Below are 22727 nucleotides of genomic sequence, written 5' to 3'. Positions count from 1 at the left end.
TTTACTGTTGGTGTTTGCTTATAAGGAATAATTAACGTATGAATTTGCTACGACTGAGAATGCATCATTTAATCGAGCAGTTAGCCGACGAGGATCTGCAAAGCATTTGGGACGTTCTTGAAGCTTTACATTGTGACTTTTATATGCTTAAAGCCATACAAAAAGTGAAGCGATCGCAGCAGCCGTGGGACATCTTAACCCATGATGAAGCAATACGACTGCTAATGTTTTTCTAAGGTAGCAGTGCTTTCGATCTCGTTTCAGTATGGGTAGCTTGCTTGTTTGCAGGAGTGCACGATCCAAAATCTCAAATCCAAAATCCAAAATGGTATAACGTCTAGTGAGTCTAGAAGTGCGCTATGCAAGGTCTTTTTTGCTAGACCTGAAAAATTTAGAACCTGCTGCTTACGAGCGGGTGTATGATTTTGTGTTTACTCAGTTTGCCCAAAAGTGGCAGTTGAGTGGACTAAAAGAGCTACGACAGCTTGATAGTGAAGGAATTTTTCACCGCTTCACTCTAGATAATTATCTCATTGGTATAGAAATTAGGGGTGAAATTGTGAAATTTTTGCGTGTCATCCCTATGCCAGATGTTTAAAGGAAAGAGTTAAGCGAACACTTAAAACTGTAAACTGTATAAGGCTAGGCAGGGATCGCTATTACCTTCCATTAAACTGGTTTTTGAAAAACACTTTACTTGAGATTTCCCTATGGATGCTAGGGCACTTTGGCAACGATACCAAAACTGGTTATATTTCCACGAGGGATTGGGACTGTACTTAGACGTAAGTCGAATGCGGTTCGATGATGCCTTTGTGGAGTCGTTGCGGCCGAAGTTTGAAAAGGCGTTTGCGGATATGGCTCAACTGGAGAAGGGTGCGATCGCAAATCCTGATGAGAACCGCATGGTTGGACACTATTGGCTGCGAAATCCTGATTTAGCGCCAACTCCAGAACTTACACAAGAAATTGTCCAAACCCTCGAACAAATCGAAGCCTTTGCGGAAAAAGTCCAAACAGGTGCTATTCATCCTCCCAGAGCCAACCGCTTCACAGATATTATCTCTATTGGTATTGGTGGTTCCGCCCTCGGTCCCCAATTTGTCGCTGAAGCTTTGGCGTCTGATTTCCCGCCCCTGAAAATTCACTTTATTGATAACAGCGATCCGGCAGGTATCGATCGCGTTCTGAATCATTTGCGAAACAATCTTGCCAGTACTTTAGTATTGGTAATCTCCAAATCAGGGGGAACGCCAGAACCTCGCAATGGCATGATTGAAGTTAAAAAGGCTTACGCCGGTCATAATTTGGAATTTGCTCAATATGCGGTAGCTATTACTAGCCCTGATAGCAACCTCGATAAAGTAGCCAAAGAGGAAGGCTGGCTGGCTAGGTTTCCTATGTACGACTGGGTGGGAGGACGCACCTCAGAAATGTCTGCTGTGGGGCTAGTACCAGCAGCGCTGCAAGGCATTGATGTCCGCGCCATGCTGCAAGGTGCAAAAGAAATGGATGATGCCACCCGCGTCCCAGATGTGAAGAATAACCCAGCAGCCTTGCTTGCTTTGTCTTGGTACTTTGCTGGGAATGGAAAGGGTGAAAAAGATATGGTTGTTCTACCTTACAAGGACAGCCTATTGTTATTCAGCCGCTATCTGCAACAGCTGGTAATGGAATCCTTGGGCAAGGAAAAAGACTTAGACGGCAAAACTGTTTATCAAGGCATCGCCGTTTATGGTAACAAAGGGTCAACAGATCAACATGCTTACGTCCAGCAGTTGCGCGAAGGTGTGCCGAATTTCTTTGCTACCCTCATCGAAGTTCTGGAAGATCGTCACGGGCCATCGGCAGAAATAGATCCGGGAGTTACATCCGGCGATTATCTTTCCGGTTTTCTCCAAGGAACCCGACAAGCACTTTATGAAAATCAGCGCGATTCCGTCACAGTCACTATTCCCCAAGTTAACGCCCGCATTGTAGGGGCATTAATCGCTTTGTATGAGCGTGCTGTTGGTTTATATGCTAGCTTGGTCAACATCAACGCCTACCATCAACCAGGCGTAGAAGCTGGCAAAAAAGCCGCCGCTAGTATTCTTGACTTGCAAACACGAGTAGTAGCAGCGCTACAAAAAGAAAAAACTCCCCTTTCTTTGGAAGAACTTGCCGAAAAGGCTGGTGCATCAGAGCAAGTTGAGGCGATTTACAAGATTTTGCGTCATCTCCATGCCAATCAGCGCGGTGTGGTTTTGCAAGGCGACCTTCATAAACCTAGTAGTTTAACGGTTTCTGCTAGCTGATAACTTTAGTGTAGATATCACATTTTGTCGATAATTGTTGTATCTGCAACAATTTTTTATTGTGAAGCATTTTAGATAGAAGGTCTACCTTCAATCTAAGATGCTTCATTGTATAGCTGGTAACTCATTATTTTAATTATGAATTGCCATTAGGCGTTGGTTAAAGTAGCTCTTAGGTAAGAAACAGCGATCGGGTAAAAAAGGATTGTTGACATTTTGAGACAAAAAAGTACTTGGCTTATCTCTATGGCAAAACGGCGGTACAATTCCCCAGTCTTCTGCCAGCCAAATCCAGTATCCTGTTTCAATCCTGCCGTAGTTTGATACCGTTAGAATCTCCCCAACACTATTGTTAATCGATACTAATTCTGAAGATGATTTGATTTCAGTTAACAGCCAAGCTAATTCATCTACAGAAAAGTAATAGCTATTCTCCGCGGCTATGTTGACAAAATGCTGTGGACTTTTTGCTGTTAACAATTGTTCTTTGAGAGACGGCGTTTTTTGTGCTAAGTCAAAAAGATCCCATATCTGTTTTCTGCTGATTAAAAACCAGGCAAGTTCTTCTGCGGTTAGATTGTAACCATTTTCTGTTGCTAACTTAAGAAATGGCTCAAGACTATCAGTTTCTCCTAGTTGATATTTGAGTGCGAAAGTCTGCTCTACCAATGACAAAAAATCAATAATCTTTTGCCATGTAACTCTGTTAAACTTTTTGTTAACTTTTATTCTCTCTTTCCAATAATTATATTTATCTTCTTGAAGAAAAAAGTTCCAAATTTGATAATACATGACTCATCTTTCCTAAGTCTTAAACTTGCTACTGGATTGTATTTAATGAATACCAGTGTAGTAAGTATAAGAAGACTCTTCGACAGTATTTAGTTGATTATCTAATGTAAATGAAATTACACAGTAGCTAAGTATAAATTTTTTGTAAAGTTTATCACTATAAATTAAAAATACTGAGGAAAAATTCCAGATAGCGATGCTTAGGTTAGGCATCGCTCGTTGTTAGTTCCCATAATATAAAGTTAAAGCAACATCAAGAGGTAGGAAAGGATGACTGAATCAACTGCAAAACAACCTGCACGTCGAGGGACAATCTTTCCAGAACGTACTTTATCATCAGAAGAACTTGCCAGACGCAAAGCAGAACGCGAAGTATTTCATCAGCGTTGTCGTGCAATATTTGAGCGTGTGCGTTCTGATTTAATTGAAGAACACTATGGTTGATATATTGCAGTGGAGCCAGATAGTGAAGATTATTTCATTGATAAAGATATAGAAGTAGCTAGTCAGAAAGCACGCGAGAAATATCAAAATGGTGTAAATTGTATGTTTTGCCTAGATAAAACTGGAGCCACTGGTACAATATGATTCAGGGTTAATTGCTGTTAATTAATTGGAAGGTAATGAAATCATGAATATCCAAATTAAACCTGAATTAGAGCAAATTATCCAAGCGCAAATTGCTATAGGTAGATATGCAAATCCCGAAGAAGTGATTAGTAAAGCATTGAAGTTGCTATTACAGTGGGAAGAAGGTTATCAACAGTGGGTTGAAGAAACACGACAAAAAGTTGACGTTGCTATTGAGCAACTGGATAGAGAAGAAGGTATTGATGGAGAAATTGTAGTCGAACAATTACGAGAAAAACTGCGTCAGGCGAGAGAAACTCAAGGATGAAGCGACATATTATTTCTCCAGAAGCAAGTCAAGATATATCAGAAATTATTGATTATTTTGTAACTAAAAATATTAATGCTGGAGAGAGTTTTGTTAAAAAGTTTGACCAAAAGTGTAGATATTTAGCTTAGCTAATTTCCCAAATATGGGGCGCAGCTACGAAAATATTAAAGTTAATTTGCGAGGTCTTCCTTTAGATGGCTACATTATTCTTTCTCGGGTTATAGATAATGGAATTCAAATCCTCCGTGTAGTTAGCGGTTATCGAAATATAGAATCTTTATTTGCCGAACCAGATGAGTAAATTGGTCTTTTTTTGGCAATCATACACTAGTTTATTTTAGATTAATATGTAAATCGCGTAAAAAGTAAAAGCGATCGCTCTTCCAATCACTGCTTTTAATTCGTCCTAAATAGCCTGTTAATGGCGAAGAAAGTTCTATCAATAAATTGTGAACTACCTCATCAGTTAGTTTGGGGTTATGAGTGGCATTATAATGAACACGAATTTCTGTAACTGTGAAATTCTGGTGTATAGCTTTTGAATTTTCGTTGTCTTGTTCAGAGAGTTCTTTGACTGCTATAGTAATCTGCGATCGCAGACTAATTTCTATATAAATCTGGTCAATATATTTTTCTACTTCCTCATCAGATTGACCAGCTTTTAAATATTCTTTGAGTTTAAATAAATCTACTGAATTGCGATAGTTACTTTGCAATTTGACTAATTTCTGAAGTGTTTCTGGTTTAATGATAGACATACCTTGTACTTTTGCAGCGTCTTGTAGTTGAGTTGTTGGTTCGCCAGGGCCAATAATTAATTTAGCGGCTTGGTTAAAAAGGTCTGGCCGCCGTAGCATTCCCAAGTTCAATAATTGCACTGCGGTATCGTTGGGAATCTTTCTACCTGCCTTGCATTCACCAAATAGTGGGTATGGTTGAGAACAAAATAAGTCTAAACCACCTGCACCGCCTTTATGAGCATAGTCAATGGTAAATCCCAGAAATTCGAGACTATCACGGACTATATTTTCAAAATCTGTACCAGCTTGGTAGTTGGTTTTTTTCTCTTCTTGTTCGATGCTGCGATCGCCTAATTTTGCGATATTATTTATCCAAGCGAAATCTGCATCGGTTTGCTTAATAATGAGATTGTCACTACTCCAACCTAAAAGTGCTTTGATATCATCGTCTAATTGTTTAGCTGCTGGCTCAGTAATGGTAAGAGATGCGATCGCACTTTGTAATTCTTCCAGTTCCGGATGCAGTGGTGGCTGTAGGTTTTCTAGTTGATGCTTGCGTTGGGCGAAAGTGCGATCGGTTAAAATTGGCTTGTCTTCAGAAACCTTTAGAGAATTAGGTAAACTAACAAACTTTCCTAACTTTTCCTGAATGTTAGGATTAGCTGCGACTTCATATAATTCGGACAAATGATAAACACGCAAGTAAGCCAAGAAAATATGCTGTTGTTTCTGTAATATTGCTTCAAATACTTCTGGATTCCATATTGTTAACTGAGAAAAAATATTTAAAGGTTTAGTCTTATCTAAGATTTGGCAGCGTTCACATCTAGCCCAAGCTTTAATTGAAACTGTCTTATGAGATAAGAGTGGTAATTGTAACTGTTTTTCATTTTGAAGTAAGCTTATTTGCTTAGGTTGGAATAAAACACCTTGACTGGTTAACTGTGTCAATGTAATTTGAGCAATGGGTAAAAAAGTTGCGCGGTAGTATTGCTCAATTGAAAGCTGATTGACTGAATAATCAAGGGGATAAAGAGCGAATTTTTGTCCATTATTAAGCAATTTACGAGGCATGGATGCAACAATTCGCCCTTGTATTAAAGCTTCAATATCAGGAGCAGGTAGACACAGAGCGTTATAAATCAAAACTGATTCGTTCATGATTAACTAAATAACTCGCTCAAATCGTCTGAGGTCTCTGTTTCATTGATATTTGAAGAATTGAGGAAGCTATCTATTAGTTTAATATCTTCCTCCTCTTCATTAACGGCAGGCATATTACCAGATGGATTACTTAAAATTTCTCGCAGTAACAGATTATCAACTGTAATCTTCTTCTGGACAATGATATCAAAAATTTGCTCCTCTGTTAGTTGATAAGTGAGTCGCTTATGATAAATATCGAAAATTGCTATGAGTGGACGAATTTGTTCTGCTATTAAATTCACATTTTCACCACCTTTTTCTGATATAAGTTCATTAAGTAACTTATATGCTTCAGAATTTTTCCTCATTTGTTCTATTTTCGATTGGGAACGAACTAAACAACCACGAGTTAATTCAAAAGTTTCATAGTCAGTTAACCGTTTTAATGCCGCATTTAACGTAAATTGAGAAGATTGGACTACAGCTACACCAATTTTTACTTCTTTCCCATTTTCACTACCAATAATCTTAAAGTTGATAAAGTTTTTATTCTGTGTTTTAGGCTTGATATCTTTTGTAATTTCTTCAATCAAAACTTCTTCGATAGTCTGACCTTTCAAAGACACAAAGCCAAAATAGATAGCATCAGCAATTAGGTCGCTATTCTCTAGGTAATCTCCAATATCTGCTTCACTTTCCCTTTTCAATGCCAGTTCAAATCTCTCAAATGGATCGGATGGTAGTACCTCTTCCTCAACCTTAAAGTTATTTGCACACCACAGTAAAGCCTCCCTAACAGTTGGTTTACTTATTTGTCCGTATTCTTTTAAGTTACTTTCTTCAAAGGGATAGAGTTGATGAGGAGGAATTAAGTTTTTTGTCTTGTAATACTCTTGCAGCCAAAGACTTACTAATTGAACCATCAAATTACCGCTAACTGGGTCTAATTTTAGTGGTTTTCTTTGTGTATATTTTGAAATTCTATCAGGCGTACCACTTTCTATTTGATCTATCTTATCTCTCCATGTTTCAGGCATCATTACTGTAAGAATAACAACACCTTGACTCAGTTCAGAGTTTTCAAGAGTATCATGCAGAATTTTGACAAAATTAGCAATTAAGTATTCTGTTGGCAGTCCATCATCATTACAGTTGTTAATAACATCTATTTCGTCAAAACAAATGATAACTGGGTTATAGAAACTAACTAAATTCAAAATTTGCTGAATATTCTTCAGAGCTTCAGCTTCTCTATCTTGGTTAGTTTTACTAGGATTTGGTAATCCCAACTCGTCTGCATTAAATTGAGCTAATTCTTCACCAGATAGCCATTTAATTGCATATGTAGCTTGAGTTTCTGAAAGCGTCCACAAAATAGCCCGAAGAATATAAGGATCTGCATTGGGTTTATTTTTAAGAACCTGTTTTTGCAGAGCATTCATTAAGTTTTTATTTTGAGCCAAACTATTTGCATAGGCTTGGTCAAATTTTTTAACTAACTCTGCTGGAGTAGGGCAATTATCGCTTCTACCTTCATTTGCCATAGCTGTAGCTACTTCCTGCCACTGCTTTACGCCTTGGCTGCCAGTTTTACTGAGGCTATCTGCCAAGGTTTGCTGGAATTGGTACTTAACCAAATTTAAGTCTGTATAGTTATTACCACCTGCATAAACAAATAAAGCGCCACCTTCTTTTTCCAGTTGATGACGAATGCGACGAATGAGATGAGTTTTTCCAACTCCTTTTGGCGCAATTATGGCAATTGAGGTCACTTTGTCTTGACTAGATTCACTTTTTCGCACAAATTCAATTGCTTCAAAAACTTTATTAGAAGCATGGGCATTTAGGGTGGTTACATCAGGGAATCCTTTTCCCCAGACATCCTGTTGTTGAGTGATGCCTGCGTTAGTAAATGGATTATGACTTTTAATGGCGGCGTTGACGGCTTCTATGGGAGAAATAGGGGTATTTGTCATAGTGATGTTATGGTGCAAGGAACTACAAATTTTTTGCCAAAATCCTATTAAATCAAGCGTTTGGCATAAGAACGTAGTTGTGTGCCAGGTAGAGATATTGAATCTTCACGTTTATCAGGGGTAAAGTCTGGTACTTCTCCAGTCATCAGCTGCAAAATGTCATGAGCTTGCATTTCTATTAGCCACTCATTAAAGTTTGTACGACTAACCCGATCGCCTATTTCTCTCCTAATGCGATAAATTGGCACCAAATCATCTAAGTTGTAGTTTTGGTTCAGCTTGTCGTAAACTTCCAACGCGGCTGACTTAAACTCGTTGTAAGAAGCGATCGCCCCAGTCTTCCCATTAAGTAATACATCTGCACTAGCTACCGCAACATCAATCTGACTAATCCACTTAATTAAGGCATTCGCCGCCCAAGTTCCGACAATCGTCCCTTCAAACTTAAAATCACCACTTCTCAAACCCTCACCCAATACCTCTAAACCCTTGGGAGATATCAGAGAATATCCCTTTTTGGAAATTGCGATCGCTCCTTGCTTCTGTAATTCCTCGAATATGCCTTGATAATCTGCTACCTTTTTAGTTTTTGATACAATTCGTTTTGTGAGTAAACCTTTACTTACTTGCTGCTCAATTCCTCCCAAATCCCACAAAGCTAAAAGCAGACGGGTTCTAGTTTGGGTTAAATTTTTTGATGTCATATTTAGTGTGTTTTTTGACAAATATCATCGTAGTACCTGTATCTTTCTAAGTTATTGAGCCACGTAAAAATAACCGAGAAATTGCTGAATATTTTTATCTTTTAAGGAAATAAATTCATAAAAAATCAACAAGATATTTCGTTGGGATGAAGGGAGTTTCTCTCAAAGGCAAGATGCAATATTTAATAAATTCGCTCATTATGTTAATCAAATGCCGTAATTGTGCTGTTGTAAATCAGCAGTAAATGTTTTTGCAATCCCAGGCAAAATAACAGGAACTCTAACTCTGTTGCTACAACAGCAAGGCTTTTAGTAAACGTAGTTGATGATGAGATACGATGATTACAATATTTAAAGAACGTAAAGTAGTTTCACGTTTGCTGGCTGTGTTGCTTTCGGCATTGCTAACAGTGCCATTGCTGAGTAGTTGCGGAGGAGGTTCTCGAAATGCTTCAGTGCCACCACCTGTTGACGATACTGTTGGTAGAACAGTGAGCGATCGCAGCACCCAACCTGAAGTTAAAAAGGGCTTATCTGGCGGTCAAAAAGTAGCTATCTTGGCGGGTGCAGCAGCACTTTACTACCTCTACAACCAGCATAAAAATGCTCCCCAAGAAGGAGCGCAAGGTAAGTACTATCTTTCCAAGAATGGGCGTGTATACTACCGTGATGCTGAACATCGCGCTCACTGGGTAACTCCACCGTCAGAAGGAATTCGAGTACCGGAATCTGAGGCCCAGCAATACCAGCAGTTCCAAGGCTATAACGGACGTTCCACAGGTCGCGACCTAAGTAACTTAACTTCATCAGCAGCTCCGGCACTTTAGATCGGCAGAGGTGTTCGCAGAGGATAACGCCGATCGCCCATGTCGGAAACACGAACTTAAAATCAGGAGATAAATCATGGTAAATGACTTTTTGCGAAAGGCGAAAGATTTCCTCTTGGGGTCAAACCGCGACCAAGCTGAAATAGATGAATACCGCGATCGCAACGTCCGCCCAGCTAGCGAAGATCCCTACGGCGACCCCGCAGACCCAGCATCTTACGGTAACGTCCGCCCAGCTAGCGAAGACCCCTACGGCGACCCCGCAGACCTAACATCTTACGGTGATGTCCGTCCAGCCAGCGAAGACCCCTATGGCGACCCCGCAGATCAGGATTACCGCCGTTAACAGAAAAGTAATATTTTTTGAAGCTGCCCACGCCTAAAAGACGTGGGCAGCTTCATAGTAGTTTTACTAAAGGCTTTTAATCCAAAATCGTTCGGCTGAGCGACTTGCCTTGAGCGGAGCCGAAAGGAGCCGAAGTCCAAAATTGCCATCATTTAATTGTTAGCCAAAATTTCCTGCGATCGCTCAATATTTTTCCGCACAGATTGAGCCGAAGTATGCAAAGCTTCTGTTTCTCCATCGGTGAGATTTAATTCCAACACACTTTCAATTCCACCGCATCCCAACCGACAGGGAACACCAATCACAACATCTTCTAAGCCGTATTCACCTTGCAGATAAGCCGCCACCGGTAACAACCGCGATTGATTTAATAAAATCGATTCCACCATCACACTAGTGGCCGATGCAGGAGCAAAAAAAGCGCCACCTGTCTGCATTAATTCCACAATTTCAGCACCGCCGTTGCGAGTTCTTTCTACCAAACGTGCAATTGTAGCTGCATCCAGTAATTCTGTAATGGGAATGCCGTTAACAGTGGCATAACGAGACAAGGGCACCATTAAATCGCCGTGGCTACCCAATACCATTGCTTTGACATCGGCAGGTAAAACCCCCAATTCTAAAGCAATGAAGGTTTCAAAACGGGCAGAATCCAACACACCAGCCATACCCATAATTCGACTGCGGGGTAAACCAGTTGCTTGCCAAGCTAAATAAGTCATCACATCCAAAGGATTGGTGACGACAATAAAAATAGCATTGGGAGAGTGGGCGATCGCATTCTTGGCCGCTTCGACTACAATCTTGGCATTGGTTTTCAGCAAATCATCCCGACTCATACCTGTTTTTCGGGGAATCCCTGCGGTAATCACCACAATTTGCGAACCAGATGTATCAGCATAATTATTTGTGCCAATAATCTGACGATTATGTAATTCAATTCCCCTAGCCTCAACCAAATCCAGTGCTAGACCTTGGGGCATTCCTGCAATAATATCTAACAAAACCACATCTGCTAGATTTTTCTCCGCAATGCGTTGGGCTAAAGTACTGCCAACCCTACCCGCACCAACAATGGTGACACGGGGTAAATTACACAGAATTGGGGAGTTAGAAGAAAAAGACATAAATTAAAGTCCGATTTTTCTCAACCAGAATTCAGAAATCAAAATTCAGCATCCATTCTGACTTCTGAATTCTGAATTCTGTTTTCTTATTTAAACTCTTCGAGTTGATCTACACGTAACCAAATATTGGGTGTTGGCACCTTCCCAAACTTAACAAGTGCATAATCACCTTTAAGATCTACAATTTCGCCCTTAGAGTCAAATAAATACGAAGGAAAGCGAGTATCACTGGCTTTTGCTTCCAGACTGTTTTCCAGTTTCTCCCGCACAGCGCGAACTATATCGCCTTTTTTGACTGCCATGAGTTCCCCTCTCAAATTTGTAACTTGTTTTATCTGCATTCTAAGAGACTTAGAACTCACAAGTCACAATTAAGTCTAAAAACTCTAAACCCCCCACTCCCTACTCTTTACTCTTGCACAGACGCGATTAATCGCGTTTCTACCTACCGCCTTTGACACTGAGGGCAAAAGTGACTCGATCGCCCAGCAAGCTTAATCCGCATAATAGGCGTATCACAAACTCGACAAGGTTCTCCAGCACGGTTATAAACCCAAGCTACGCCTCCATAGTTGCCATTGACACCCTTAACATTGAGAAAATTACTAAAAGTAGTACCACCAGCCTCAATGCTGGTTTCTAAGACTTGAATTATCGCTGTTCGTAAATCCTCAATTTGCTTGAGCTGCAAATCGGTACACAACGTTTCAGGTAAAATTCCACTTTTAAATAGAGCTTCATCAGCGTAGATATTACCTAATCCCGCCACCACCGACTGATCCAATAGCGCAGTCTTAATGGGACGGCGACGCTTTTGGAGTTTACCTGCTAGATACTCAACGCTGAATTCATCTGAAAATGGGTCAGCTGCCAATTTTGCCAAACCCGTTATAATACTTTCTACAGGAACACCAGGCGGAACCCACCACATTTGCCCGAAAGTACGTTGATCGACAAACCGTAATTCTTGCCGATCGCCAAAGAATAATCTGACTCGTGTGTGCTTGTGTAATGGTTCATCTCCATGCACCCACAGTAGTTGACCAGTCATTCGCAGATGAACCCCTAGCCAAGCGACAGCAGAAGACGCGGGGACGCGGGGACGCGGGGACGCGGGGAAATTTTTTCTTTCTACATCCTCGTTTTCCCGTATTTTCATATCGTCTAATTTTTTCTTCCCCGCGTCCCCCTGTCCCTGCGTCCCCCCGTCCTCTTCTAAAGGGGTGAGTTCAGCTAGCAGATATTTGCCGCGACGATGCCAAATAGCGATCGCATTGTTTTTAATTCCATCAACAAACTCACCGACAGAAAACGGGTAGGCGATGGTGCGATCGAGCAACACATCTCCACCCGTAATTTTTTGGTTGAGGGTCAACTGATTTAGACCCCTTCGGACTGTTTCAACTTCAGGCAGTTCAGGCATTCAAGCTGATTAAGCAAGCAAATTTTAGTATATTTGGGGACTAAGCAATCCAGAGATAATACAGTATGTAGATACCCGTAGGTGGCTTTACCATACTACTCTGAACAGAAACCGTAAATACCCGCAGGGCGGCTTCTTGTAGATTAGGGTAGGCTAAAAGCAAGGATGAAACAGCTGAAAGTTTCGTATTTCAGACTTCATACTTGAGACTTCCCTTCATCATCCCATTAAACAGTCCCCTTGTGGGTTTGCTGCTTATTTTTTCGCCTTAGCCTTTGGTGCTTCCACCTCTAATAATTCATCGGCGGCAAAGTTGTTGGTATTGATACCAGAGTAATTGACCTTTTCAAAACGGACAATTACTGGGTATTTGATGCCGCTTTGATCGACAGAAGCCACGGTTCCTACATCTTGAAACCAGTAGGATTCAGGGCGGAGAATACGTACTTTAGAGCCACGTTGAACCATGATTATCTTCCCTTTTAGTTATCAATTGCCTATTTAGAGGGCTAATTGATTTCACTCTACAACCTGAAGGCCGCAGCAAGAGGCTTTGTTAAGTTATTTGTCTGAATTAGGTGTAGGGTATGGAGAAGAGGATGGGGGCAGAGGGGATGGGAGGCAGAGGGAATGGGGGGCACAAGGGCACAGGAGACAACCGAATAAGGGGACAAGGAGAATAATTCGTCACTTCTACTCTTGACGGGCTAAACGCCCGGTTGGCGCAATGTCTCCTAGAGAAGAAAGCTAACAGCATTCCCAATGCCCTAACATATGCGAAATCTTAAAATAGTGCCTAACCCTTCTTGACAAAGTTCTTGTGATAACGTACCCTCGTTCGCAAACAGTATTTTTGCATAAGCTTATGTTTTACTCAATACGAACACACTTCCCTCGTTACCTCTACCGATTCGTAAATCGTTATCTATATAAGTAATATCTAACCAGCCTTGTTGTTGATTGTTGTTGATCGCAACATCAATTCCCGGAAATTTTCTACCTGCTTCAATTTGTTGGATAAAAGTTACCGGAGAATTGTATTCTATTAAACGTTGTAAGCCGATAATAGACCGCTCGAATTTTACTTGGACACGTCGAAGTGAAACTGGCTCAAATTTGGCAGCAACGCTGACTAATCCTTCTAAATAAGGTAAGCCGTAAATCTCCGCTATGTTGTAAACGCTGGTAGTTTCTACTCGGATACACTGATAGATTTGACCGAGTTTGCACAAAGGTAGACGATCTAAGTTTAAAAGAGCCTTGCTAGTGGTGTATAGTAATCGCCAATTGCCATCAAGCAATTCCTTAGCTTCCAACGGACGTGGTGTAGGATTAAAGTCTTCTAAGTTAGCGATCGCTGCTAAGATAGCCTGTTTCTGTGCTTCGGTCGCCAATAGACCGCGATTTGTACCAGCGATCGCATCGATAAGAGCCGCTTTTCCGATCATAAGTCTGTGACCTCAAAAATCCTCTCTTTTCATCAGCATAAACAAGTTATTGATAACCTATGTGTAAAGCCAAAAAAATTACTAATAAACACTTTCCGTAAACCATAAGCGTATTAAATAAAAAATTCTATCTCAATGCGGATTTATCAACCCAAGGGTTGAAAGGATAACTAAAGTAATCCGTGTCAAGTGATAGACTCTAAATGTCAAGTTAGGTAAACCTTTTGTTCTCTTCGTCGATATGTTGAACTCTCCATTACGTGAAGAACCCCGTAACCAACGAGCTGGTGTCATCCCCCTAAAGCAAGAATCTTCCCTTCTGGATTGGTTACAAACTAACGGTCGTCTCATAGCGCGTGACGTTCACGAACCGGATTTTCAAGATGATGAAGAAGAAATAGACTCCCTAATGGGTGTAGAAGATGGAATTGGCGATTACGACCTTGATGATGACGACGATATTGGAATCGCTGAAAATTAATAATTTGTCTTTAGGAACTTGGTAATATGCCTAGTTTCTGGTATTTACTTTTGTAAGTGTGGAGTGAAGGGAAACATCTGTGGACGCTAAATTATCTCCTGAGCAAGGATTAAACATTTCTGGAATCGCTCTAGCCTCTTTATTAACCGTAGGGTTAGGCACAACTGCATTTTTCTTGGATTGGATGGCAAACAGGTTACCGTGGCAAGCGATGTCGCTAACCCTGCCACTATTGTTGTGTGCGCTAGGTTCAGGTATTATGGGCTATTTGGTAATACCTGTACTACAAGCACTCAAAACCGGACAAATAATCCGCGAAGATGGGCCCCAAGCTCATCTCAAAAAGGCAGGGACTCCCACAATGGGCGGTATATTTTTTATACCTGTATCTGTAATACTTGCGTGCGTATTATCTAACTTTGCGACAGAAGTGCTTGCAGTTTCGGCATTAACAATCAGTTATGGATTGATCGGCTGGCTTGACGATTGGCAAATTCTCCGCCGTAAGTCAAATAAAGGTATATCTCCCCGGATGAAACTGGCTTTACAGGTAAGTTTTGCGGTGGTGTTTTGTTTATGGCTGATGTTTAATCAACCTTCTAATATTACAAATATAGCTTTGCCTTGGGTTAGCTTTACACTACCCTTAGGGTTTCTATTCTGGCCTCTGGCAGGTTTTGTGCTAGTTGCAGAAAGTAATGCTACTAATTTAACTGATGGTATTGATGGCTTGGCAGGCGGAACAGTAGCGATCGCTCTTTTAGCCTTAGGCGCCCTCATCGCACCCACAGCACCGGGTTTGATGGTGTTCTGTGCTGCTTTAAGTGGCGGTTGCTTAGGTTTCTTAGCTCATAACCGGAACCCAGCCCGCGTTTTCATGGGAGATACTGGTTCTTTAGCACTGGGAGGAGCTTTAGCGGCTGTAGCGCTGTTGACAAATAGCTTAGTAGCGCTGTTCATTCTCAGTGGTATCTTCTTCGTAGAAACTCTTTCTGTGATGGCACAAGTAAGCTACTACAAAGCCACTAAAGGCCCTGATGGCAAAGGCAAGCGTCTTTTCAAAATGGCACCCCTACACCATCATTTAGAGCTAACAGGCTGGTCAGAATTACAAGTAGTTGGAGTGTTTTATATCATCGCTGCGATTTTAGCTACCATTTGTTTAGCGATCGCTCCATTCTAAAAATTCTTGAAAAACTAATTTAAAAAAAACCCTCGAAGCTTCGGGGGTTCTTTTTTTATTTATTGAATAACAATCTTTTTATCTAGATTTACACTACGATCTTTCTAGAGCCAAAAACTAGAGAATGAAAATGACAGTATATGCTCTAAATCTACCTGACCAATTGAAGCATGAAGTTGAACAATTAGCCCAAAGTCAGGGCGTAACCTTTGACCAATTTATTCTCTGGGCTGTAACAGAAAAAGTAAGTACCCTCAAAGCATCTTTTCCACAAATTGCTTATCGTCAGGGGACAAATGGACAACTTGTGCCAATTATTAAGGGAACGGGAATTAGGATACAGACTGTGGCGATCGCTTCCCAAAAATGGGGTATGAGTCCAAGCCAAATTACTAATGAGTATGAACTTACCGAAGCACAGGTAAGAGAAGCTCTAAGTTTTTATGCAGTAAATAAGGAGCAGATTGACGCGGCGATCGCTTCTGAGCAATCCTTAGAAATGACTAATGGTTAAACTTAAGCTTCATCTGGATGCAGATACCTCAAGTAAATCGCTGCATTCAGAATTGGTGTCTAAAGGCTATGATGTGACTCGTACTCCAAATGACTCGATGCCGTTGGATGCTAGTGATGAAATTCAATTATTACGCTCAACTGCTCAGGGCAGATGTATCTTTACTTTCAATATCAGAGATTTTATTGTTCTATCGCAACAGCATCCTGAACATGGCGGTATTATCCTTGCTGCTCAGAATAGTTGGTCACTTTCAGATTTGATTGCAGCATTAGATAACCTATTAGAAGCGTAGACGCTTGCGGCTTGTCGTTAGACACCCCTTTCATAACTCGGAGTAGGCCAATGCAACTAGAAGATTATTTTGACTTTTTATCAGCCGATGATATTCGCTTGAAAGGACACCGCATCGGCATCGACAATGTACTTGATTATTACTTAGAAGGATATACGCCGGAAGAAATTGCTGCTAATCTACCTAGTTTGAGTTTAGAGCAAATTCACGCTACTATTACTTACTATCTTCATAATCGTGCTGATATCGAAGCTTATCTATCACGCCTAGCAACATGGCGTGAGGAACGTTACCAAGAATCGGTTGCAAATCCTTCTCCTTTGGTACAGCGCCTCAGAATCTTAAAAGCTCAAAGAAATGAAGGTCAGGTAAGTGCTTAGTGAAGGTTCGTTTTTTGCTTGATGAAAATTTGTCGCCCCGTTTGAAAGTAGCTGTTCTTCGTCTTAACCCGACGATAGATATTTTGCGTGTGGGTGAAAGTAATGCACCACCATTGGGAACTTTAGACCCTGACGTGTTGGGTTATCTGCAATTATCTCAACGGCTGTTAGTGACAGATAATCGCGCTAGTATGCCGGCTCATTTAGAAGCACATTGGGCAGAAGGTGGACATATTTGGGGCTTATTCTGGTTGCGTCCTAGAATACCAATAGGACAATTAGCACAAGAACTGTTGCTGGTTTGGGAGACTACTGAGGCGGAAGAATGGATAGATCGGTTGGAATGGATTCCTTTTTAAGCGATCGCCTGTAGATTTACACTTGAAAGTGGAGCGATGTCTAAGGGCGGGCTACGCCTACGCCTTTACAACACCATCGTTCCACCTCAGAACACAAAACTTCGGGTAAAAAAGTCGAGCGATCGCTGATTTTTGCTATCATAATGCCAAGAAAAAGTCTATATGAGGAATGTGTGTAATGGTTAGCACCACCATCACCACTACAGGACAAGTAACTATTCCTAAGGAAATTAGAGATTATCTTAATCTTAATGCAGGTAGTAAGGTTGATTTTGTGATTGATGAAAATGGGACAGTCAAATTGATTCCGCTTAATGTCCCTGTTCAAAGTTTATCCGGCATTTTACATAGTCCGGGGATGAAGAGTGCAACTTTAACAGAAATGGAAACAGCAATTCAAGAAGGCTCAAGTGATTGGAGTTGATACTAATATTCTAGTGCGCTATTTGACAAAGGATGATGAAAAGCAGTGGAAACAAGCTTCTGAAATTATCGAAAGCGGAGAGCAATGTTTTATTGCAAATATAGTTCTTTGTGAATTGGTTTGGGTTTTACGAGGGAAGCCTTATCAATTTAGTAGAGGAGAAATTAGCAATGCTATAAATTTGATGTTGCAATGTTCGACGTTTGAGTTTGAAAATCGCTCTGTAGTTTATCAAGCATTGCAGCGATTTTAACAAGGAAAGGCTGATTTTTCTGATTATTTAATTGGTGGAATCGCTCAACAATTTCAGTGTAGTTCGACAGCAACTTTTGATAGAAAATTGCAAAGTGAGAAGGGGTTTGATGTGTTTGAGTAATGCTTTTTTTGTAAGGCATCGCCCTCACAACACCATCATTTTACCTGCGAACACAAAACTTCGAGTCAAAAGTTAGAGCGATCGCCTTCACAACACCATCATTCCACCTGCAAACACGAAACTTCGAGTAAAAAAGTCGAGCAATCGCCTTGACAACACCATCATTCCACCTACAAACACGAAACTTCGAGTAAAAAAGTCGAGCGATCGCCTTCACAACACCATCATTCTACCTGCGAACACGAAACTTCGAGCTTGGAACATGAAACATCGAGTTCAGAACACAAAACTCCGAGTTCAGAACAAGAACACTCTCACTTGAAACAAGAACATTCTCATTTAAAACAACACTTTTGCGTCTTCCTTTGCAACTTTGCGCCTTTGCACGAGATAAAATAATGATCTGGGACTCAAAATTACTGTTGTGAGTTGAAAGAGTCGCGCAAATTTGCTAAATTTTTACGCACAGTCATATTATGAGGATGATTTGCGCCTAACCCTCGCTCCAAAATATCTAAAGCTTGGATTAAAAGCGGTTCGGCTTGGCTGTATCTGCCTTGGGAGTAGTAGAATACTGCAAGGTTGTTGAGGCTAAGTGCGACATTTGGATGTTCTTCACCCAGCAGCTTGCGCCACAGTGCCAAAGCTTGGATGTGCAAAGGTTCGGCTTCGCTGTATTTGCCTTGGGATTTGTAGAGTTCTGCAAGGTTGTTGAGGCTTTCTGCAACATGGGGATGTTCTTCTCCCAGGAGTTTGCGCCTCAGTGCCAAAGCTTGGATGTGCAAAGGTTCGGCTTCGCTGTATTTGCCTTGGGAGTAATAGAATACTGCTAGGTTGTTGAGGCTTTGTGCGACATTGGGATGTTCTTCTCCCAGCAGTTTCCGCCACAGTGTCAAGGCTTGGATGTACAAGGGTTCGGCTTCGCTGTATCTGCCTTGGGATTCGTAGAGTGCTGCGAGGTTGTTGAGGCTAGAGGCGACATCGGGATGTTCTTCTCCCAGCAGTTTGCGCCACAGTGCCAAGGCTTGGATGTACAAAGGTTCGGCTTCGCTGTATCTACCTTGGGATTTGTAGAGTGCTGCGAGGTTGTTGAGGCTAAGTGCAATATGAGGATGTTCTTCTCCCAGCAGTTTGCACCACAGTGTCAAGGCTTGGATGTACAAAGGTTCGGCTTCGCTGTATCTTGCTTGTGAGTCGTAGAGATTACCAAGGTTGTTGAGGTTAAGTGCAATATGAGGATGTTCTTCTCCCAAACGTTTTTTGTTAGTTTTTAGACACTCCTGCAACCAGGGTTCAGCCTGAGTATACAATCCTTGAGAACTGTAAAATAGAGCGTTACCAACGAATGGCTGAGACAAATCATCATCGCTGACATACTGAATGAGATTGTTCGCTACTTCTGCTAGGTGAGGTATAGCGGGGGTGACATCTTTAATTTGCTTAAGTGTGGGGTTTTGAGGAATATTTTTAGCAATTGCTACCATTACCCGACAAAGCGATCGCTTTAATTCCTCTAGTTGATTAAACTCAGCCTGCTTGAGTTGAAAAAACTCCCGAATCAGTTGATGTAGTTGGTAGCCGTCCTTATCTTGAAGCAGATACAAACTCTCTAACTCAACTCTGCTATCTTCCAACTTTTCAACATTTTTCCCAGTTTCTACACTTTCTACCAGCGTCCAGGGAATAGGAGCTAAAGCAAATAAACTCAGTAAAACACCTAACTCCTTGGCATCATCACTTAAATCGTCCCAACTTAATTCAAAAGCAGCAGCAACACCTCGTTTGACATTCAGCGTCCAAGTGCGGTCTTTCTCATCCCTTGCTAAAGACTCATGAGCTAACTTTTTTTCTTCTAACCGCCGCAACATTTCTGCTAAAGAGATTTTCCGCTTTTTCACATACCTCCCCACCAAGTTCAACGCCAAAGGCAAATAACCTAAACGTTGACAAATCTCTTTCGCTTCGACTAATTCCTGTGCGACTTTTTCTCCTCCTACCCACTCTTGTAAAAGTTCCAGTGCTGCGGACTCACTTAAAACATCCAGAGTGAATGACTGAGGAAAATCTAGCTGTAACCTGGTGGTAATTAGCAGTTTAAACCTGGGGGATTGTGGTGGTAAATAGTTTTCTACCTTGGCATAATCGTTGACATCATCCAGCACTACCAACACATCGCCAGCGTGCCAGCGCGACCAACAAAAATCAACTTGCTTTAGTACATCCCAATCTTCTGGCGGTTTGAGTCCTAACTTAGCTATGGCAAATTGCAATATCTGAAGCCCAATATCTTCATCTCTAGCGCCTAACCAACAGATACCACCTGGATAAGTGTTGAGTAACAAGTGAATTAGCGCATACTGAGTGGCTAACTCTGTTTTCCCGACTCCTCCCATACCCTCAACAGCAGCAACCACTACTGGATGACTGTGTTGCAGCCTTTCGTGGAGACTGACTAAAGCATCAGCACGTCCAACAAACTTGACTACGTTACCACGAGGAATATTTTGTGGAGTTTCTTTCGGCTTAAAAACCTCTGGCTGTTGAATAATGACAAGTAAATTTAGGATTTGGGTAATATCGCCTGTGGTCAAATTACTGCCTACTTGTACATTCTGCAGAATGCTTTGGAGAATTTCTTCTGGGCTGCGATGTTCGCTCATGTTTTAAGCCTTAATATTCACATTACCCAGGTTGAGATCGTCTCCAAATTCAGAATCAACTACTGCTTCTTGATTTACTGCACCTTCTCTTGCAGCTTCCAGGTTGATATCACCCACTGTTGCTTTACCTTTTACCGTTACACCTTTAAGCACGATTTGTTTAACAGTTTCGTTTGCTTGCAACTGCGCCATCAGTGCTTGCAATTGCTTGGCAAAAGCTTCGTCTTCTTCCATCTGCGTTTCCAGTTCATTCTGGAACTTGGCTTGATTCTTGTCTGTAGGATTTTCTTCGGCTCGTTTGAGTATTCCTTCTGTTCCCGCCGCTTGGAATTTCTGCCGAATGGCCTTTAGTAGTTGAGCAAATTGTTGTGAAATCCCTTGACCTAAAGTTTTTCCGCCTTCCTTCAAAGCTTCTGAGAAAATGAGAGTTGCGTAGGCGTAGCCCGTCGTAGACATCGCTGCTGCTGTCAGTGATACAGGCTCCATAGCTTTACCAATAATTACGCGATTATACTTAAATATTCACCAGTCTAAACTCTATTTCCGCATTTGACTTACTAAATGAGCTAGTTCAGGTAAAATCAGTTTTTCCATACCCAACCGCACAGCATTACTCGAACCAGGAAGCGAGAAGATTAATTTATTTTGATAAATACCAGCAACGGCGCGAGAAGCGATCGCCCGCGAGCCAATTTCTTGATAACTTAAAAAACGAAATAACTCACCAAATCCCGGCAAGGTTTTCTCTAGTAACTGCTCAATTGCGTCATAGGTAGTATCTCTCGGTGCAATACCTGTACCACCATTAAAAATTACAGCATCCAAATTTGCAGTTTTACCCAGATTTTCTATCTGCTCTTGAATTTGTGTTGGCTCATCTTTAATAATCGCATAGGCTCCTACAGCATGATTGGCAGCCATGAGTAACTGCTGAATTAGCTGACCACTTTTGTCTGTTTCGGGCGTGCGTGTATCGCTAACAGTAACCACGGCACAAGTTAGCGTAATTCCAGATGAGTCTGGATGGGGTTGTTGTGTCATGAAAAAGTTATTAATTTTTAATAGTGGGGAGTGGGGAATAGGGAGATGAGGAGATGGGAAGTGTGGGGAAAAAGGGGGGAAAGATTTCTTCCCTATCCTCCCACACCTCCCACCCCTCCCACACTTCCTGCTTGCCCCATGCCCTATGCCCTATTCGTTTTTATTAAGTCCAAGACCGTTTTCATCGCCATATCGCTGCATAAAGCGCATGAAGCGATCCCATTCTTCGGGGGATTTCATAATGTAAACAGCTTCTAATCCTTCCGGTTTTCCGTTGACAAATTTAGCTTTAACTTCGCGGGTGATGATTTCGCCTTCTTCGTCAATCAGGTACATGCCAGTGATGTCGTCGGTGCTGCCTTGGTCTAAAATCTTGGGATTTTCAAAAATAAATGTTGCCGTACCACTTTCACCACTACGCCCTCGTGTCACGCGCACGTCTGGAACTACTTCTTCGTTAACACCTCTAGCAAACTGTATTTTCGCCATGATAAATGAATTTAAACTTTTGCGATCGTTAGTTTAATATTCTCTCATCAATTAGAACTTCACGGTCTAGAGGCGACTGTGATTAATATTTTTATTAATCTATATACTTATACTGCTTCTTTTTCAAGTAACAAAGTTACTGGGCCATCATTTTCAATTGTCACTTGCATCATTGCACCGAATTGACCAGTTTCTACCTGCAAACCACTGGCTCTTAACTTGGTAACAAAACGATTATATAAATCTTCTGCTGATTGAGGAGCAGCTGAACGGTCAAAAGAAGGGCGACGACCTTTGCGACAATCACCGTAAAGGGTAAACTGACTAACTACCAACAACTCACCGCCAATTTCTTGTACAGATTTTTGCCAGCGTTCATCCCCTTCTTCATCAGGAAACAGACGCAATTCTAAGCACTTACGCACCATCCAATCGAGTTCAGCATCGGTATCGGTATTGGCAATGCCTATAAGTAAGTTAAGTCCCCGCCCAATTTTGCCAATGATTTCGCCGTTAACGATAACTTGAGATGATTTAACTCGCTGGATAAGAACACGCATAAATCAATTCAAAATTCAAAATGACGCTCGCGGACACGGCTTAGCTGCGCTAACAAAATTCAAAATTCAATACAGCCACCCACGAGGGGGAACCACTGCGGTGGACGGGTTTCCTGACATATAGGAAGTGGCATTGGGGTTTCTACCTACCTAGTAAGATCAGGATTTTTTTGTGCCATAAGGGGCAAGGTTTTGAACCTAGCTTTGTTTTATAAAAATAGATTCCCAGGCAAAACCT

29 protein-coding genes and 2 pseudogenes are annotated in these 22727 nt (G+C 41.4%); 17 read left to right on the top strand and 14 right to left on the bottom strand.

Going from position 1 to position 22727, the window contains the following annotated elements; all coding sequences use genetic code 11:
• The first annotated feature begins 38 nt into the window (after positions 1-38).
• From ACM0OY_RS00695 to ACM0OY_RS00685, 3 genes are all read left to right on the top strand, one after another.
• Complete coding sequence (locus tag ACM0OY_RS00695; protein WP_099066706.1) at positions 39-236, top strand: hypothetical protein; 198 nt, start codon at positions 39-41, stop codon at positions 234-236.
• Positions 237-340: 104 nt separating this feature from the next.
• Complete coding sequence (locus tag ACM0OY_RS00690) at positions 341-598, top strand: cytotoxic translational repressor of toxin-antitoxin stability system (protein ID WP_414566979.1); 258 nt, start codon at positions 341-343, stop codon at positions 596-598.
• 112 nt (positions 599-710) lie between these two features.
• The gene (locus ACM0OY_RS00685) at positions 711-2297 is read left to right on the top strand and encodes a glucose-6-phosphate isomerase (RefSeq protein WP_414566978.1); all 1587 of its coding nucleotides are present in this window, start codon (positions 711-713) and stop codon (positions 2295-2297) included.
• 132 nt (positions 2298-2429) lie between these two features.
• Here the strand turns inward: ACM0OY_RS00685 and ACM0OY_RS00680 are convergent, their stop codons facing one another.
• The gene (locus ACM0OY_RS00680; protein ID WP_414566977.1) at positions 2430-3089 is read right to left on the bottom strand and encodes a Nif11-like leader peptide family natural product precursor; all 660 of its coding nucleotides are present in this window, start codon (positions 3087-3089) and stop codon (positions 2430-2432) included.
• Between the two features lie 270 nt (positions 3090-3359).
• Here ACM0OY_RS00680 and ACM0OY_RS00675 point away from each other — a divergent pair.
• The 4 genes and pseudogenes from ACM0OY_RS00675 (at position 3360) to ACM0OY_RS00660 (ending at position 4291) form a co-directional block, all read left to right on the top strand.
• Positions 3360-3677 (top strand): annotated as a pseudogene (locus ACM0OY_RS00675) (hypothetical protein).
• A gap of 43 nt (positions 3678-3720) precedes the next feature.
• Entirely contained in the window at positions 3721-3987 is a 267-nt protein-coding gene (locus ACM0OY_RS00670) for a ribbon-helix-helix domain-containing protein (RefSeq protein ID WP_414566976.1), read from the top strand.
• Positions 3984-4118: a hypothetical protein gene (locus tag ACM0OY_RS00665; RefSeq protein ID WP_414566975.1), complete on the top strand. Its 135-nt coding sequence runs from the start codon at positions 3984-3986 to the stop codon at positions 4116-4118. Before ACM0OY_RS00670 ends, ACM0OY_RS00665 begins: the two co-directional genes overlap by 4 nt.
• Before the next feature lie 14 nt (positions 4119-4132).
• Positions 4133-4291 carry a type II toxin-antitoxin system RelE/ParE family toxin gene (locus ACM0OY_RS00660; protein WP_414566974.1) on the top strand — a complete coding sequence of 53 codons (159 nt, stop codon included), beginning with the start codon at positions 4133-4135 and terminating at the stop codon, positions 4289-4291.
• A gap of 31 nt (positions 4292-4322) precedes the next feature.
• Here the strand turns inward: ACM0OY_RS00660 and ACM0OY_RS00655 are convergent, their stop codons facing one another.
• From ACM0OY_RS00655 to ACM0OY_RS00645, 3 genes are all read right to left on the bottom strand, one after another.
• On the bottom strand, positions 4323-5891 hold the full coding sequence (locus tag ACM0OY_RS00655; RefSeq protein WP_414566973.1) for a DUF1802 family protein: 1569 nt from the start codon (positions 5889-5891) through the stop codon (positions 4323-4325).
• A gap of 2 nt (positions 5892-5893) precedes the next feature.
• Positions 5894-7678 carry an ATP-binding protein gene (locus ACM0OY_RS00650; protein WP_414566972.1) on the bottom strand — a complete coding sequence of 595 codons (1785 nt, stop codon included), beginning with the start codon at positions 7676-7678 and terminating at the stop codon, positions 5894-5896.
• Positions 7679-7899: 221 nt separating this feature from the next.
• The gene (locus ACM0OY_RS00645; RefSeq protein ID WP_414566971.1) at positions 7900-8556 is read right to left on the bottom strand and encodes a hypothetical protein; all 657 of its coding nucleotides are present in this window, start codon (positions 8554-8556) and stop codon (positions 7900-7902) included.
• Positions 8557-8894: 338 nt separating this feature from the next.
• Between ACM0OY_RS00645 and ACM0OY_RS00640 the strand changes: the two genes are divergently transcribed.
• Both ACM0OY_RS00640 and ACM0OY_RS00635 read left to right on the top strand, forming a co-directional pair.
• A complete protein-coding gene (locus ACM0OY_RS00640) occupies positions 8895-9383 on the top strand; it encodes a hypothetical protein (protein WP_414566970.1) in 489 nt (162 codons plus the stop codon).
• Between the two features lie 76 nt (positions 9384-9459).
• Positions 9460-9729 carry a translation initiation factor gene (locus ACM0OY_RS00635; RefSeq protein ID WP_414566969.1) on the top strand — a complete coding sequence of 90 codons (270 nt, stop codon included), beginning with the start codon at positions 9460-9462 and terminating at the stop codon, positions 9727-9729.
• A gap of 152 nt (positions 9730-9881) precedes the next feature.
• Here ACM0OY_RS00635 and mdh read toward each other — a convergent pair whose 3' ends face one another.
• The 5 genes from mdh to ACM0OY_RS00610 form a co-directional block, all read right to left on the bottom strand.
• Complete coding sequence (mdh, locus tag ACM0OY_RS00630) at positions 9882-10856, bottom strand: malate dehydrogenase (RefSeq protein WP_414566968.1); 975 nt, start codon at positions 10854-10856, stop codon at positions 9882-9884.
• Between the two features lie 86 nt (positions 10857-10942).
• Positions 10943-11158, bottom strand: a complete 216-nt coding sequence (locus ACM0OY_RS00625; protein WP_414566967.1) for an NAD(P)H-quinone oxidoreductase subunit O — start codon at positions 11156-11158, stop codon at positions 10943-10945.
• A 143-nt stretch (positions 11159-11301) separates the two neighbouring features.
• Entirely contained in the window at positions 11302-12279 is a 978-nt protein-coding gene (locus tag ACM0OY_RS00620; RefSeq protein WP_414566966.1) for a DNA-formamidopyrimidine glycosylase, read from the bottom strand.
• A 255-nt stretch (positions 12280-12534) separates the two neighbouring features.
• A complete protein-coding gene (locus ACM0OY_RS00615; RefSeq protein ID WP_414566965.1) occupies positions 12535-12747 on the bottom strand; it encodes a photosystem I reaction center subunit IV in 213 nt (70 codons plus the stop codon).
• 395 nt (positions 12748-13142) lie between these two features.
• Complete coding sequence (locus tag ACM0OY_RS00610) at positions 13143-13727, bottom strand: PAP/fibrillin family protein (protein WP_414566964.1); 585 nt, start codon at positions 13725-13727, stop codon at positions 13143-13145.
• Between the two features lie 241 nt (positions 13728-13968).
• Between ACM0OY_RS00610 and ACM0OY_RS00605 the strand changes: the two genes are divergently transcribed.
• The 8 genes and pseudogenes from ACM0OY_RS00605 (at position 13969) to ACM0OY_RS00570 (ending at position 17739) form a co-directional block, all read left to right on the top strand.
• Positions 13969-14208, top strand: a complete 240-nt coding sequence (locus tag ACM0OY_RS00605; RefSeq protein WP_414566963.1) for a DUF3134 domain-containing protein — start codon at positions 13969-13971, stop codon at positions 14206-14208.
• A gap of 79 nt (positions 14209-14287) precedes the next feature.
• On the top strand, positions 14288-15391 hold the full coding sequence (mraY, locus tag ACM0OY_RS00600) for a phospho-N-acetylmuramoyl-pentapeptide-transferase (protein WP_414566962.1): 1104 nt from the start codon (positions 14288-14290) through the stop codon (positions 15389-15391).
• Between the two features lie 130 nt (positions 15392-15521).
• Positions 15522-15905 carry a DUF433 domain-containing protein gene (locus ACM0OY_RS00595; RefSeq protein ID WP_414566961.1) on the top strand — a complete coding sequence of 128 codons (384 nt, stop codon included), beginning with the start codon at positions 15522-15524 and terminating at the stop codon, positions 15903-15905.
• Positions 15898-16200 (top strand): DUF5615 family PIN-like protein, encoded by a 303-nt coding sequence (locus ACM0OY_RS00590; protein WP_414566960.1) that lies wholly within the window; start codon positions 15898-15900, stop codon positions 16198-16200. The genes ACM0OY_RS00595 and ACM0OY_RS00590 overlap by 8 nt, the downstream gene beginning before the upstream one ends.
• A 50-nt stretch (positions 16201-16250) precedes the next feature.
• Positions 16251-16580: a DUF433 domain-containing protein gene (locus ACM0OY_RS00585; protein ID WP_414566959.1), complete on the top strand. Its 330-nt coding sequence runs from the start codon at positions 16251-16253 to the stop codon at positions 16578-16580.
• A complete protein-coding gene (locus ACM0OY_RS00580) occupies positions 16580-16939 on the top strand; it encodes a hypothetical protein (protein ID WP_414566958.1) in 360 nt (119 codons plus the stop codon). Before ACM0OY_RS00585 ends, ACM0OY_RS00580 begins: the two co-directional genes overlap by 1 nt.
• 178 nt (positions 16940-17117) lie before the next feature.
• Positions 17118-17363 (top strand): AbrB/MazE/SpoVT family DNA-binding domain-containing protein, encoded by a 246-nt coding sequence (locus ACM0OY_RS00575; protein ID WP_229550828.1) that lies wholly within the window; start codon positions 17118-17120, stop codon positions 17361-17363.
• Positions 17350-17739, top strand: a pseudogene (locus tag ACM0OY_RS00570) (PIN domain-containing protein). The gene ACM0OY_RS00575 and the pseudogene ACM0OY_RS00570 overlap by 14 nt, the downstream one beginning before the upstream one ends.
• Before the next feature lie 416 nt (positions 17740-18155).
• On the opposite strand, the gene ACM0OY_RS00565 reads toward ACM0OY_RS00570, so the two are convergent.
• The 5 genes from ACM0OY_RS00565 to dtd form a co-directional block, all read right to left on the bottom strand.
• Positions 18156-20399: a tetratricopeptide repeat protein gene (locus tag ACM0OY_RS00565; RefSeq protein ID WP_414566957.1), complete on the bottom strand. Its 2244-nt coding sequence runs from the start codon at positions 20397-20399 to the stop codon at positions 18156-18158.
• 3 nt (positions 20400-20402) lie between these two features.
• The gene (locus tag ACM0OY_RS00560; RefSeq protein ID WP_414566956.1) at positions 20403-20885 is read right to left on the bottom strand and encodes a hypothetical protein; all 483 of its coding nucleotides are present in this window, start codon (positions 20883-20885) and stop codon (positions 20403-20405) included.
• A 51-nt stretch (positions 20886-20936) separates the two neighbouring features.
• Positions 20937-21440 carry a MogA/MoaB family molybdenum cofactor biosynthesis protein gene (locus tag ACM0OY_RS00555; protein WP_414566955.1) on the bottom strand — a complete coding sequence of 168 codons (504 nt, stop codon included), beginning with the start codon at positions 21438-21440 and terminating at the stop codon, positions 20937-20939.
• Between the two features lie 150 nt (positions 21441-21590).
• Positions 21591-21929: a photosystem II reaction center protein Psb28 gene (gene psb28 / locus ACM0OY_RS00550; protein ID WP_414566954.1), complete on the bottom strand. Its 339-nt coding sequence runs from the start codon at positions 21927-21929 to the stop codon at positions 21591-21593.
• A gap of 107 nt (positions 21930-22036) precedes the next feature.
• Positions 22037-22489, bottom strand: a complete 453-nt coding sequence (dtd, locus tag ACM0OY_RS00545) for a D-aminoacyl-tRNA deacylase (RefSeq protein ID WP_414566953.1) — start codon at positions 22487-22489, stop codon at positions 22037-22039.
• Between the last annotated feature and the right edge of the window lie 238 nt (positions 22490-22727).

Origin of the sequence: Nostoc sp. CCY 9925, assembly GCF_963920935.1 — a bacterium.
GTDB lineage: Bacteria > Cyanobacteriota > Cyanobacteriia > Cyanobacteriales > Nostocaceae > Nostoc.
This window is presented reverse-complemented; position numbering and strand designations above follow the sequence as displayed.

What these genes read in the sequence shown, in the direction of transcription:
- ACM0OY_RS00615 (WP_414566965.1), bottom strand. Translation starts at nt 12,747, where the DNA reads ATGGTTCAACGTGGCTCTAAAGTACGTATTCTCCGCCCTGAATCCTAC.
- ACM0OY_RS00635 (WP_414566969.1), top strand. Translation starts at nt 9,460, where the DNA reads ATGGTAAATGACTTTTTGCGAAAGGCGAAAGATTTCCTCTTGGGGTCA.
- ACM0OY_RS00640 (WP_414566970.1), top strand. Translation starts at nt 8,895, where the DNA reads ATGATTACAATATTTAAAGAACGTAAAGTAGTTTCACGTTTGCTGGCT.
- ACM0OY_RS00665 (WP_414566975.1), top strand. Translation starts at nt 3,984, where the DNA reads ATGAAGCGACATATTATTTCTCCAGAAGCAAGTCAAGATATATCAGAA.
- ACM0OY_RS00660 (WP_414566974.1), top strand. Translation starts at nt 4,133, where the DNA reads ATGGGGCGCAGCTACGAAAATATTAAAGTTAATTTGCGAGGTCTTCCT.
- ACM0OY_RS00620 (WP_414566966.1), bottom strand. Translation starts at nt 12,279, where the DNA reads ATGCCTGAACTGCCTGAAGTTGAAACAGTCCGAAGGGGTCTAAATCAG.
- ACM0OY_RS00610 (WP_414566964.1), bottom strand. Translation starts at nt 13,727, where the DNA reads ATGATCGGAAAAGCGGCTCTTATCGATGCGATCGCTGGTACAAATCGC.
- ACM0OY_RS00605 (WP_414566963.1), top strand. Translation starts at nt 13,969, where the DNA reads ATGTTGAACTCTCCATTACGTGAAGAACCCCGTAACCAACGAGCTGGT.
- ACM0OY_RS00695 (WP_099066706.1), top strand. Translation starts at nt 39, where the DNA reads ATGAATTTGCTACGACTGAGAATGCATCATTTAATCGAGCAGTTAGCC.
- ACM0OY_RS00645 (WP_414566971.1), bottom strand. Translation starts at nt 8,556, where the DNA reads ATGACATCAAAAAATTTAACCCAAACTAGAACCCGTCTGCTTTTAGCT.
- ACM0OY_RS00595 (WP_414566961.1), top strand. Translation starts at nt 15,522, where the DNA reads ATGACAGTATATGCTCTAAATCTACCTGACCAATTGAAGCATGAAGTT.
- ACM0OY_RS00655 (WP_414566973.1), bottom strand. Translation starts at nt 5,891, where the DNA reads ATGAACGAATCAGTTTTGATTTATAACGCTCTGTGTCTACCTGCTCCT.
- ACM0OY_RS00680 (WP_414566977.1), bottom strand. Translation starts at nt 3,089, where the DNA reads ATGTATTATCAAATTTGGAACTTTTTTCTTCAAGAAGATAAATATAAT.
- mdh (WP_414566968.1), bottom strand. Translation starts at nt 10,856, where the DNA reads ATGTCTTTTTCTTCTAACTCCCCAATTCTGTGTAATTTACCCCGTGTC.
- ACM0OY_RS00625 (WP_414566967.1), bottom strand. Translation starts at nt 11,158, where the DNA reads ATGGCAGTCAAAAAAGGCGATATAGTTCGCGCTGTGCGGGAGAAACTG.
- ACM0OY_RS00590 (WP_414566960.1), top strand. Translation starts at nt 15,898, where the DNA reads ATGGTTAAACTTAAGCTTCATCTGGATGCAGATACCTCAAGTAAATCG.
- ACM0OY_RS00560 (WP_414566956.1), bottom strand. Translation starts at nt 20,885, where the DNA reads ATGGAGCCTGTATCACTGACAGCAGCAGCGATGTCTACGACGGGCTAC.
- ACM0OY_RS00585 (WP_414566959.1), top strand. Translation starts at nt 16,251, where the DNA reads ATGCAACTAGAAGATTATTTTGACTTTTTATCAGCCGATGATATTCGC.
- ACM0OY_RS00685 (WP_414566978.1), top strand. Translation starts at nt 711, where the DNA reads ATGGATGCTAGGGCACTTTGGCAACGATACCAAAACTGGTTATATTTC.
- ACM0OY_RS00565 (WP_414566957.1), bottom strand. Translation starts at nt 20,399, where the DNA reads ATGAGCGAACATCGCAGCCCAGAAGAAATTCTCCAAAGCATTCTGCAG.
- psb28 (WP_414566954.1), bottom strand. Translation starts at nt 21,929, where the DNA reads ATGGCGAAAATACAGTTTGCTAGAGGTGTTAACGAAGAAGTAGTTCCA.
- dtd (WP_414566953.1), bottom strand. Translation starts at nt 22,489, where the DNA reads ATGCGTGTTCTTATCCAGCGAGTTAAATCATCTCAAGTTATCGTTAAC.
- ACM0OY_RS00555 (WP_414566955.1), bottom strand. Translation starts at nt 21,440, where the DNA reads ATGACACAACAACCCCATCCAGACTCATCTGGAATTACGCTAACTTGT.
- ACM0OY_RS00575 (WP_229550828.1), top strand. Translation starts at nt 17,118, where the DNA reads ATGGTTAGCACCACCATCACCACTACAGGACAAGTAACTATTCCTAAG.
- ACM0OY_RS00670 (WP_414566976.1), top strand. Translation starts at nt 3,721, where the DNA reads ATGAATATCCAAATTAAACCTGAATTAGAGCAAATTATCCAAGCGCAA.